Genomic DNA, 11758 nt, shown 5'->3' on the forward strand with positions numbered 1-11758 from the left:
GTCACCCTGCTGACCGACGGTGTGGAGTGGCCGCGGTCGGAGGACCGTTTCCGTCGGGCGGGTGTGTCGTCCTTCGGTATCAGCGGCACCAATGCCCATGTGATCCTCGAAGAGGCGCCCGAGGTGTCGGCGGAGGTGGTCGAGGCGCCGTCCGAGCCGGTGCCGGGGCTGGTGCCGGTGGTGGTGTCGGGTGCGAGTGCGGCGGCGTTGCGGGGGCAGGCGGAGCGGCTGGCGGCGTGGCTGTCGTCCGATTCCGGGCTGTCGCACCGTGATGTCGCGCTTTCCCTGGTGACGACGCGTTCCGCGCTGGAGCATCGTGCCGTGCTGCTTGCGGCGGGGCAGGAGGAACTGCTCCAAGGCTTGCGGGCGTTGGCGGACGACGAACAGGCGCCGGGGCTGGTACGGGGTGCGCAGACGCGTGCCGGGAAGACGGCGTTGCTCTTCGCGGGGCAGGGTTCTCAACGGCTCGGTATGGGCCGGGAGTTGTACGAGACGTACCCGGTCTTCGCGGAGGCTTTCGACGCGGTGGACGCGGAACTCCCGTTCAGCCTGCGGGAGGTCGTCTTCGGTGCGGACGCCGAGCGCCTGAACCAAACCGAGTACGCCCAGCCCGCCCTGTTCGCCCTGGAAGTGGCGCTGTTCCGGCTGCTGGAGTCCTGGGGTGTGCGTCCAGACGTGCTGGCCGGGCACTCGATCGGTGAGATCGCGGCGGTGCATGTGGCGGGGGTGTGGTCGCTGTCGGACGCGTGCCGTCTGGTGGCGGCACGCGGCCGGTTGATGCAGGCGCTCCCGGCCGGCGGCGCGATGGTCGCCGTACAGGCGACGGAGGACGAGGTCCTGCCGCTGCTGAACGACCAGGTGGGTCTTGCGGCCGCGAACGGCCCGCAGGCGGTCGTGATCGCGGGCACCGCGGACGCTGTGGAGGAGGTCGCGGACCACTTCCGTACCGAGGGCCGCAAGACCACACCTCTGCGGGTCAGCCATGCCTTCCACTCCCCGCTGATGGAGCCGATGCTCGCGGACTTCCGCAAGGTCGCCGAGAGCCTGACGTACGAGCGTCCGAAGCTGCCTGTCGTCTCCACGGTGACCGGCAAGGCGGCCACCGTCGACGAGCTGATGTCCCCGGACTACTGGGTCGGCCACGTGCGTCAGCCGGTCCGTTACGGCGACGCCGTGCGCACCCTCGCCGAACAGGGCATCGGTCGCTATCTCGAACTCGGCCCCGACGGCACCCTCACCGCCCTCGCCCAGGCCTCCCTCGACGACTCCGGGACCGCGCTGCTCGTACCGGCCCTGCGCAAGGACCGCCCCGAGGCACCCGCTCTCCTCGCCGCGGTGGCCGGGCTGTTCACCCACGGTGCCGATGTCGACTGGCGCGCTCTCTTCCCCGGCAGCGGGGCTCGCGCAGTGGAGCTGCCGACGTACGCCTTCCAGCGGAAGCGGTTCTGGCCGCAGGCCTCTCACCGGCCCGGTGACCTGGCCGCCGCCGGGGTCGGTGCGGCCGGACACCCGTTGCTCGGCGCCGCTGTGGAACTGGCGGGCGGGGGAGTGGTGTTGACCGGACGCCTGTCGCTGCGTTCGCACCCGTGGCTGCGGGACCACACCGTTCTGGGCGCGGCGGTCTTCCCGGGCACCGGCTACGCCGAGCTGGCGCTGTGCGCCGGCGACCACGTGGACTGTGCCAGGGTCGAGGAGCTGACGATCGCGGTGCCGCTGGTGGTGCCGGAGCAGGGCATGGTCCGTTTGCAGGTCACCGTCGGTGTGGCGGACGACTCCGGACGCCGCACCGTCGAGGTGCACTCACGTCCGCAGGACGCCTCCGACGACACGCCGTGGGTGTTGCATGCCGGCGGTCTGCTGGCCCCTGACACGACGACGGAGGCGACCGCCGACGCGGCGTTCGACCTCGCGGAGTGGCCGCCGAAGGGTGCTGAGGCCCGCCCCGTCGCCGACGTCTACGACCGGTTCGCGGCGGCCGGGCTGGCGTACGGCCCGGTGTTCCAGGGGCTGCGCACGGTGTGGCGGCGCGGCGACGAGGTGTTCGCCGAGGTCGTGCTGCCGGAGGAGCATGAGGGGCTCGCGGGCCGGTTCGGGGTGCATCCGGCACTGCTCGACTCGGCCCTGCACGCTGTCCTCTTCGGCCCGCTCGGTGAAGCGGGTGCCGGGCGGCTGCCCTTCTCCTGGAACGGGCTGTCGCTGCATGCGTCCGGGGCGCGCGCCCTACGGGTGCGGGTGGCTCCGGCGGGACCCGACGCGGTGACCCTGCACTTGGGCGACCCGGCCGGTGACGCGGTCGCTGCCGTCGACTCGTTGGCGCTGCGCGAGGTGCCGTCCGAACTGGCGACGGGTGCGGGCCTGGCCGCCTCCTCCGGGACGTACCGGATCGACTGGACTCCGCTGCCGACCGCGATCATGTCCTCGTCCTCGTCCTTCGCCCCGGCTCCCGCCGACGAGGCCTCGCTCGCCGACGGCCGTACGATCCTGCTGTCGGACCACGTGACCCCGGATGACGATCCGACCGCCGCGCTTCCCGCAGTGCCCGTCCGTACCTGGTCCGAGCTGACCCGGGCCGTGCACGACGGTGACCCGGCCCCCGAGACCGTGCTGCTTCCCTGGAGCGGTGCGACGGACGCCCCGTTCGACGGCTCGGTCGCCGCGGCCCATGCTGTCACCGCCGCCGCACTGAGCTTCGTACAGGACTGGCTGGCGGCCGACGAGTTCATGGGCACGCGGCTCGTGGTGGTGACGCGGGGCGCGGTGGCGGTGACGCCGGACGAGGGGGCGGATCCGGCGCTCGCCGCTCTGTGGGGCCTGATGCGCTCGGCCCGGACCGAGAATCCCGGCCGTTTCGCGCTGGCCGACCTGGACGGCACAGCGGAGTCCTGGGAGACCCTGGTCGCGCTGCTCGCCGGCACGGACACCCTCGCCGCCGAGACCGAACTGGCCGTCCGCGGGGGCACGCCGCTGGTCCCGCGGCTCGTTGCCGCGGGGCTGCCGGCCCCGTCCGTGACTGATGCCCCCTCCGACACTCAGCCGGTCCGGCTCGCGGACGGCACCGTCCTCGTCACCGGCGGCACCGGCGGTCTGGGCGCCCTGGCCGCGCGTCACCTGGTCACCGAACACGGCGTACGTCACCTGCTCCTGGCGGGGCGGCGTGGACCGGACGCCCCGGGCGCGGCGGAACTCGCCGCCGAACTCACCGACCTGGGTGCCGATGTCACCGTCGCGGCCTGTGACGTGGCCGATCGGCAGGCGCTCGAGACCCTGCTGGCGTCGATCCCGGCGGACCGTCCGCTGACCGGAGTGATCCACACCGCGGGTGTGGTCGACGACGGTGTGACGGCGTCGCTGACCGAGGAACGGCTGCGTGCGGTGCTGCGTCCCAAGGCGGACGCGACTGAACATCTCGACGCGCTCACCCGTGATCTGGACCTGGCCGCGTTCGTGCTGTTCTCCTCGGTCTCCGGCACCTTCGGCGGCGCCGGGCAGGCCAACTACGCGGCGGCCAACGCCTACTTGGACGCCATCGCCGTGTGCCGTCGCCACCTCGGACTGCCCGCCGTCTCCCTCGCCTGGGGCCCGTGGGCGCCGGGCGCGGGAATGACCGCCGAGCTGACCGACGCGGATCTGCGCCGCATGGCACGCGGCGGCGTACGGCCGCTCGCCGTCGAACAGGGCCTCGCGGTCCTCGACGTCGCGCTGCGGGACACCGAGCTCTCCTTTCTCCTCCCGGTCGACCTGGACCTCGCGGCATTGCGTGAACTCCCCGAGGTTCCTGCGCTGTTGCGTGGCCTGGTGCGCGGCCCGGCCCGGCGTGCCGCGCACACCGGCGGGCACGGGGGAGGCGGCGACGAGTTGCGGAGTCGGCTGTCGGCCCTGCCCACCGCCGAACGCGAACCGTTCCTGCTGGACCTGGTCTCCGGTCTGGTGGCCCAGGTGCTGGGCCATGCCTCGGCCGCCGAGGTGGAACCGGGCCAGGCGTTCAAGACGCTCGGTTTCGACTCGCTGACCTCGGTGGAACTGCGCAACCGCGTCAACGCGGCGACCGGGCTGCGGCTGCCCGCCACGCTGGTCTTCGACCATCCGTCGCCCGCCGCGCTCGCCCGGCATCTGCTGACCGCGCTCGGCGGAGACGCCGCCGCCCCGCAGGGTGTCGTGCTGCCCGCCGGGAAGGGCGTGGACGACGATCCGGTGGTCATCGTGGGCATGGCGTGCCGGTTCCCCGGCGGCGTCGAATCGCCGGACGATCTCTGGCGGCTGGTCAGCGAGGGCGGCGACGCGATCGGCGACTTCCCGACCGACCGCGGGTGGGACCTGGAGGCGCTGTACGACCCGGAGCCCGGCCGGCTCGGCAAGAGCTACGTCCGCCGGGGCGGATTCCTGTACGACGCGGCGTCCTTCGACGCCGGGCTGTTCGGCATCTCACCGCGCGAGGCGCTGGCGATGGACCCGCAGCAGCGGCTGCTGCTGGAGGTTTCCTGGGAGGTCTTCGAACGCGCGGGCATCGACCCGACGGCGCTGCGCGGCAGCCGCACGGGGGTGTTCGCCGGTGTCATGGGCCAGTACTACAACTCCTGCCTGAGCGAGGGCGAGCACGACTCCGACGGCTACCTGCTGACCGGCAACACCAGCAGCGTCCACTCCGGCCGTATTGCCTACAGCTTCGGTCTGGAGGGCCCGGCGATGACGGTCGACACCGCCTGCTCGTCCTCCCTGGTCACCCTCCACCTGGCCACCCAGTCGCTGCGGGCCGGGGAGTGCGATCTGGCGCTCACCGGCGGTGTCATGGTGATGTCCACGCCGGACACCTTCGTCGACTTCAGCCAGCAGCGAGGCCTCGCCTCCGACGGTCGCTGCAAGTCCTTCGGGGCCGGAGCGGACGGTACGGCCTGGTCCGAGGGCATCGGCATGCTGGTGCTGGAGCGGCTGTCGGACGCGCGCCGCAACGGGCACCGGGTGCTGGCCGTGGTGGCCGGGTCGGCGGTGAACCAGGACGGTGCGAGCAACGGTCTCACCGCGCCGAACGGTCCCTCGCAGGAGCGGGTGATCCGGCAGGCGCTGGCCGGTGCCGGACTGAAGCCCGCCGATGTGGACGCGGTGGAGGCGCATGGCACAGGGACGCCGCTCGGTGACCCGATCGAGGCGCAGGCGCTCCTCGCCACCTACGGTCAGGATCGTGAACAGCCCCTCTGGCTGGGCTCGTTGAAGTCGAACGTCGGTCACACGCAGGCGGCTGCCGGTGTCGGCGGTGTGATCAAGATGGTGATGGCGATGCGGCACGGCGTGCTGCCGCGCACCCTCCACGCCGACGAGCCCTCTCCCTTCGTCGACTGGACGGCGGGCGAGGTCACCCTGCTGACGGAGAACGTGGAGTGGCCGCGGCCGCAGGACCGCCCCCGGCGGGCCGGGGTGTCGTCCTTCGGGATCAGCGGCACCAACGCCCACGTCATCATCGAACAGGCCCCCGACACGGTCACCCCCGAACCGGCCACGGCAGTTGACGAGTTGCCCGTGACACCGATCGCCCTGTCCGCCGCGTCCGAGGGCGCCCTGCGCGGCCAGGCCGAACGGCTGTGGGCCCGCGTCGACGCCGACCGCGCACTGCGACTGAGCGACCTGGGTCTGTCGTCGGCGCTGCGGCCCTGGCTGGAGCACCGCGCGGTGGTCCTGGCCGCCGACCGTGACGAGCTGCTGCGCGGGCTGCGGGCCGTGGCGGTGGGCGGGCAGGACCCCGGCGTCCTCGCCGGCACCCCCGGCGGCTCCGCCGGCCGACGCCTCGCGTTCCTGTTCGCCGGGCAGGGCTCGCAACGGCTCGGTATGGGACGGGAGTTGTACGAGGCGTTCCCGGTCTTCGCCGAGACCTTTGACGCGGTGGACGCGGAGCTGCCGTTCGCGCTGCGGGAGGTCGTCTTCGGCGGGGACGTGGACCTGCTCAACCGGACGGAGTACGCGCAGCCCGCCCTCTTCGCCCTGGAAGTGGCTTTGTTCCGGCTGCTGGAGTCGTGGGGCGTGCGCCCGGACGTGCTCGCCGGTCACTCGGTCGGGGAGATCGCCGCCGCGCATGTGGCGGGGGTGTGGTCGCTCGCGGACGCGTGCCGTCTGGTCGAGGCGCGGGGCCGGTTGATGCAGGCGCTGCCCGAGGGCGGCGCGATGGCCGCCGTGCAGGCCACCGAGGACGAGGTGGCGCCCCTGCTCGACGACCGGGTGGGCGTCGCGGCGGTCAACGGGCCGCAGGCGGTGGTGATTTCGGGTACGGCCGAGGCCGTCGACGAAGTGGCCGCCCACTTCCGCGCCCTGGACCGCAAGGTCACGGCCCTGCGGGTGAGCCATGCCTTCCACTCGCCGCTGATGGAGCCGATGCTCGACGAGTTCCGCGAGGTGGCCGAGAGCCTGTCGTACGAGCAGCCGCGGATACCGATCGTGTCCACGCTGACCGGTGAGCTCGCGACGGCCGAGGAGCTGATGTCCCCGGCCCACTGGGTGGATCACGTGCGCCGGCCGGTCCGGTTCGCCGACGCCGTTCGCCGCCTGGACGCACACAGCGTGTCCCGGTTCGTGGAGCTGGGGCCGGACGGCACGCTGGCCGCGCTCGCCCAGGGCAGCCTCGACGGCGATGTGCGGGAGCGGCTGCTGACCCCGACCCTGCGCAAGGACCGTGCCGAGCCGATGAGCCTGCTCTCGGCGGTCGCTTCGCTGCATCTGCACGGCGGGCAGGTCGACTGGCCCGCACTGTTCGCACCGACACGGGCGGCCGTGGTGGATCTGCCGACCTACGCCTTCGAGCACGAGCGTTTCTGGCCCGAGGGAGCCAGGCCGGGCGGTCCGTCGGCAACGGGCGCCGCCGACCGCGCGGACGCCGGGTTCTGGACGGCCGTCGAACAGGGCGACGCCGGTGTGCTGGCCGACTCGCTGGGCGTGGCCGAGGACGCCCTGGACGGACTGCTGCCGGCCCTGTCGTCGTGGTGGCGCGGGCAGCGGGAGCAGTCCCGGGTGGACGACTGGCTGTACGGCACGAGCTGGAAGCCGCTCGGCACGGTCTCCGCCGCGGCGCTGCCGGGCCGCTGGCTGGCGGTCCTGCCCGCCGGGCTGCGGGACGACGCGTGGAGCGGCGCCGTCCTGGACGGTCTCACGGCGAACGGTGCCGAGCCGGTGCGGGTCGTGTACGAGCCCGGCACCGACCGGGGCGCGCTGGGCGCACTGCTGGCCGCGGCAGCGCGGCAGGAGCCGGTCGCCGGGATCCTGTCCTTCCTGGCGCTGCCCGAGCCGAACGGCGCGAACGCCACGGAGGCGACCGGCGGTCAGGATGCCGGTGACGGCGTGCCGGCCGGCCCCGCCGCCACCGCCGTACTCGTGCAGGCACTCGGCGACACCGGCATCGCCGCCCCGCTGTGGGCGCTGACCAGGGGCGCGGTCTCCGTCAACCGGGCCGACCAGGCGCCCGATCCGGCGCAGGGCGCCGTGTGGGGCCTCGGCCGGGTCGCGGCGCTGGAGCACCCGGACGGCTGGGGCGGTCTGGTCGACCTGCCCCAGGTCATGGACCGGCGCACGACGGGCCGCCTGGCCGGTGTGCTCACGGGCCGCACGGGAGAGGACCAGGTGGCGATCCGGGCGACCGGTGTGTTCGGGCGGCGGCTCGGCCGGACGGCACCCGGCGCACTCGGTGCGGGCTGGCGCCCGTCGGGCACCGTACTGATCACGGGCGGAACGGGCGCGCTGGGTGCCCGGGTGGCCCGCTGGGCCGCCGCGCAGGGCGCCGAGCACCTCGTCCTGATCAGCAGGCGCGGGCTCGACGCGCCCGGCGCACCGCAGCTGCGCGACGACCTCGCCGCCACGGGCGTACGGGTGACCGTGGCCGCCTGCGACGCGGCGGACCGGGACGCGCTCGCCGTGCTGCTGTCCGAGCACCCGGTCGATGCCGTGGTGCACACGGCGGGTGTCCTCGACGACGGGCTCGTCGAGGCGCTCACCCCGGAACGCTTCACGGCCGTCCTGCGGGCCAAGGCCGTCGCCGCGCGCAACCTCGACGAGCTGACGCGGGACCGGGAGCTGTCGGCGTTCGTGCTGTTCTCGTCGTTCGCGGGCGCCATCGGTTCCCCGGGCCAGGGCAACTATGCCGCCGCCAACGCCTACTTGGACACCCTGGCCGAGCGGCGCAGGGCGGCCGGGCTGGTGGCCACGTCCGTGGCGTGGGGGCCGTGGGCGGAAGACGGCATGGCCGCCGACGGCAGCGTCGAGGAGTATCTGCGCCGCCGGGGCCTGACGGGCCTCGACCCGGATCTGGCACTGGTGGCGATGGAGCGGCTGGCGGGCGGCGGCGATCCGGCCGCGGTCGTGGCACGGGCCGACTGGACGCGGTTCGCTCCCGCGTTCACCGCCGGCCGTGCCACCACCCTGTTCGGGGAGATACCGGAGGCGGAAGTCGCGCTGGCGGACGCCGTGTCCGGGGCGGACTCCGATGCCCTGCGGCAGCGGCTCGCCGGGCTCGGCGCCGATGAACGGTCGGCGGCGCTGGTCGAGTTGGTGCGGGAGCAGGCCGCCCTGGTCCTGGGACATGCCAAGGCCGGCGCGGTGGACCCGGCCCGCGCCTTCCGGGAGGCGGGATTCGATTCGCTGACCGCTGTGGAACTGCGCAACCGGCTCGGCGCGGCCACCGGCCTCAAGCTGCCGGCGACCCTGGTGTTCGACTACCCCGCACCCGTGGACATCGCCCGGTACCTGGAGGCCGAACTCGCCGGCCCCGACGGCGACTCGGCCGGGGGAACCGGTGTCGTCGCCGAGATCGACCGGCTCGCCGAGGCCCTCGCGGCTCAGGCCGGGGCCGGTGGCGAAGCACACCCGGAGATCACGGCGAAGCTGCGGGAACTGCTGGCGATGTGGACCGGCGCCGACGCCGCCGACGAGACGGAGGACGCGGTCGCGGAACTGGACGTGGCGACGGACGAGGAGATGTTCGAGCTGCTCGACAAGGAACTCGGAACCTCCTGACCACCCGGCTCCGGCGACGGGGTCCACGCACGGCTTTGCGAGGAAGGCAAGGAAATGGGGCACGATGGCGAGCAATGAAGAGAAGCTGCGGGACTACCTGAAACGGGCGACGGCCGACCTCCGGCAGACCCGCCAGCGCCTTCATGACGTCGAGGCGAGCCGTCAGGAGCCGGTCGCGATCGTCGGCCTCGGCTGCCGCTTCCCCGGCGGGGCCGACACTCCCGAGGAGTTCTGGCGGCTGCTCGCCGAGGGCCGTGACACCGTCGCCGACTTCCCCGCCGACCGGGGCTGGGACCTCGACGGGATCTTCGACGCGGCGGGCGGCACCGGTACGACGTACGCCCGCCAGGGAGCCTTCCTCTACGACGCCCCGCTGTTCGACTCGACGTTCTTCGACATCTCCCCCCGCGAGGCCATGACCATGGACCCCCAGCAGCGGCTGCTGCTGGAGACCTCGTGGGAGGCACTGGAGCGGTCGGGCATCGAGCCGGGGTCCCTCCGCGGCAGCCGGACCGGCGTGTTCACGGGCACCAACGGCCAGGACTACCTCGCGCTGATGCTGGGCCGGCCCGAGGAGTCCGACGGGCACCTGACCACCGGCATCACCGCGTCCGTGCTCTCGGGCCGGGTGTCGTACGTGCTCGGCCTCGAAGGGCCCGCGGTGACCGTCGACACCGCGTGCTCGTCGTCGCTGGTCGCCCTGCATCTGGCGGTCCAGGCACTGCGCGCCGGCGAATGCGACCTGGCCCTGGCCGGTGGCGTGACTGTGATGTCGACACCGGGCGCCTTCGTGGAGTTCTCGCGGCAGCGCGGCCTGGCCGCGGACGGCCGGTGCAAGGCGTTCGCCGAGGGCGCCGACGGCACCGGCTGGGGTGAGGGCGTCGGCGTGCTCGTGGTGGAGCGGCTGTCCGACGCCCGCCGCCACGGGCATCCGGTGCTCGCCGTGGTCCGCGGCACCGCCGTCAACCAGGACGGCGCGTCCAACGGCCTCACCGCCCCCAACGGCCCCTCCCAGCAGCGGGTGATCCGTTCCGCACTGGCGGGCAGTGGCCTCACACCCGCCGATGTCGACGCCGTCGAGGCCCACGGCACGGGTACGGCGCTGGGCGACCCGATCGAGGCACAGGCCCTCCTGGCCACCTACGGCCAGGACCGCGAACGGCCCCTGTGGCTGGGCTCCGTGAAGTCGAACATCGGGCACACCCAGGCCGCCGCAGGTGTCGCCGGTGTCATCAAGATGGTCCTGGCGATGCGGCACGGGACGCTGCCGCGCACCCTGCACGCCGAGGAACCCACGTCCCGCGTGGACTGGACGGCCGGCGCCGTCCGGCTGCTCCACGAGAACACCGACTGGTCCCAGGGCGGGGACCGACCGCGGCGTGCGGGTGTGTCCGCCTTCGGTGTCTCCGGCACCAACGCCCACGTCGTCCTCGAACAGGCCCCCGAGGAGCCGGCCGCCGACCCGGACACCCCCGCTCCCGTGCCGCCGGTCCTGCGCCTGCCCTCCGCGGCCGTGCCGTGGATGGTCACCGGCCGCACCCCTGTCGCCCTGCGCGAACAGGCCCGGCGGCTCGCCGACTTCGTACGTTCCCGCCCCGGGACGGATCCGGCGCGCACCGCCGCCGCGCTGCTCACCACCCGGTCCGTGTTCGAACAGCGGGCCGTGGTGCTCGGCACCGACCAGGACGAGCTGCTGCGCGGCCTGGACGCCCTGGCCGCCGGTCACGCACGACCCGGCCTGGTCAGCGGTTCCGCCGCCAAGACCGGCCGGACCGCCTTCCTCTTCGCCGGCCAGGGCTCTCAACGCCTCGGCATGGGGCGAGAGTTGTACGACGCGTACGAGGTGTTCGCGGACGCCTTCGACGAGGTGTGCGCCCAGGTCGACACGACCCTCGAACGGCCGCTCCAGGACGTCGTGTTCGGCACGGACCCCGACCTGCTGAACCGTACCGAGTACGCGCAGCCCGCCCTGTTCGCCCTGGAAGTCGCCCTGTTCCGGCTCGCCGAGTCCTTCGGGGTACGCCCCGACGTGCTGCTCGGCCACTCCGTCGGCGAGCTGGCGGCAGCCCACGTGGCGGGGGTGTGGTCCCTCGCCGACGCCTGCCGGCTGGTGGCCGCCCGCGGCCGGCTGATGCAGGCGCTGCCCGAGGGCGGCGCCATGGTCTCCCTGCAAATCCCCGAGGCCGACGTGCTGCCCCTGCTGGAGGGGCGCGCCGACCGGGCCGGGATCGCCGCCGTCAACGGACCGGGCGCCACCGTGATCGCCGGAGTCGCCGCCGATGTCGAGGAGATCGCGCAGCAGGTGAGGGCGCAGGGCCACCGGGCCACCGCGCTCCGTGTCAGCCACGCCTTCCACTCACCGCTGATGCAACCGATGCTGAGCGACTTCCGCCGCGTCGCCGAGTCGCTGGAGTACCACCCGCCACGGCTGACCGTGGTCTCCGACCTCACCGGCCGTCCGGCGGACCCCGACGAACTGACCGACCCCGACTACTGGGTGCGGCACGTCCGCCATGCCGTCCGCTTCGCCGACGGCGTCCGCACCCTGACCGGCCTCGGTGTCACGCGCTGCCTGGAACTCGGCCCCGACGGCACCCTGTCCGCCCTGGCGGCGCAGAGCCTGCCGTCCGAGGACGAGGTGCTCGCCGTCCCGGCCCAGCACAAGGACCAGCCCGGTACCCGGGCCTTCGAGTCCGCCCTCGCCGCCCTGCACACGCGCGGCGCCGCCGTCGTCTGGGCCGGCCTCCTCACCGGAACCGGCACCAGCACCGGC

General features: G+C 73.7%; 2 protein-coding genes. Both read left to right on the plus strand.

Annotated elements, in window-relative coordinates; all coding sequences use genetic code 11:
- On the plus strand, window positions 1-8985 hold an 8985-nt coding region (locus POF73_RS45190; protein WP_272125364.1), incomplete at its 5' end, for a type I polyketide synthase.
- 64 nt (window positions 8986-9049) lie between these two features.
- Window positions 9050-11758, plus strand: a 2709-nt coding sequence (locus POF73_RS45195; protein WP_272125365.1) for a type I polyketide synthase, incomplete at its 3' end; no start/stop codon positions are given.

This window comes from Streptomyces sp. HD (genome assembly GCF_028369295.1).
GTDB lineage: Bacteria > Actinomycetota > Actinomycetes > Streptomycetales > Streptomycetaceae > Streptomyces.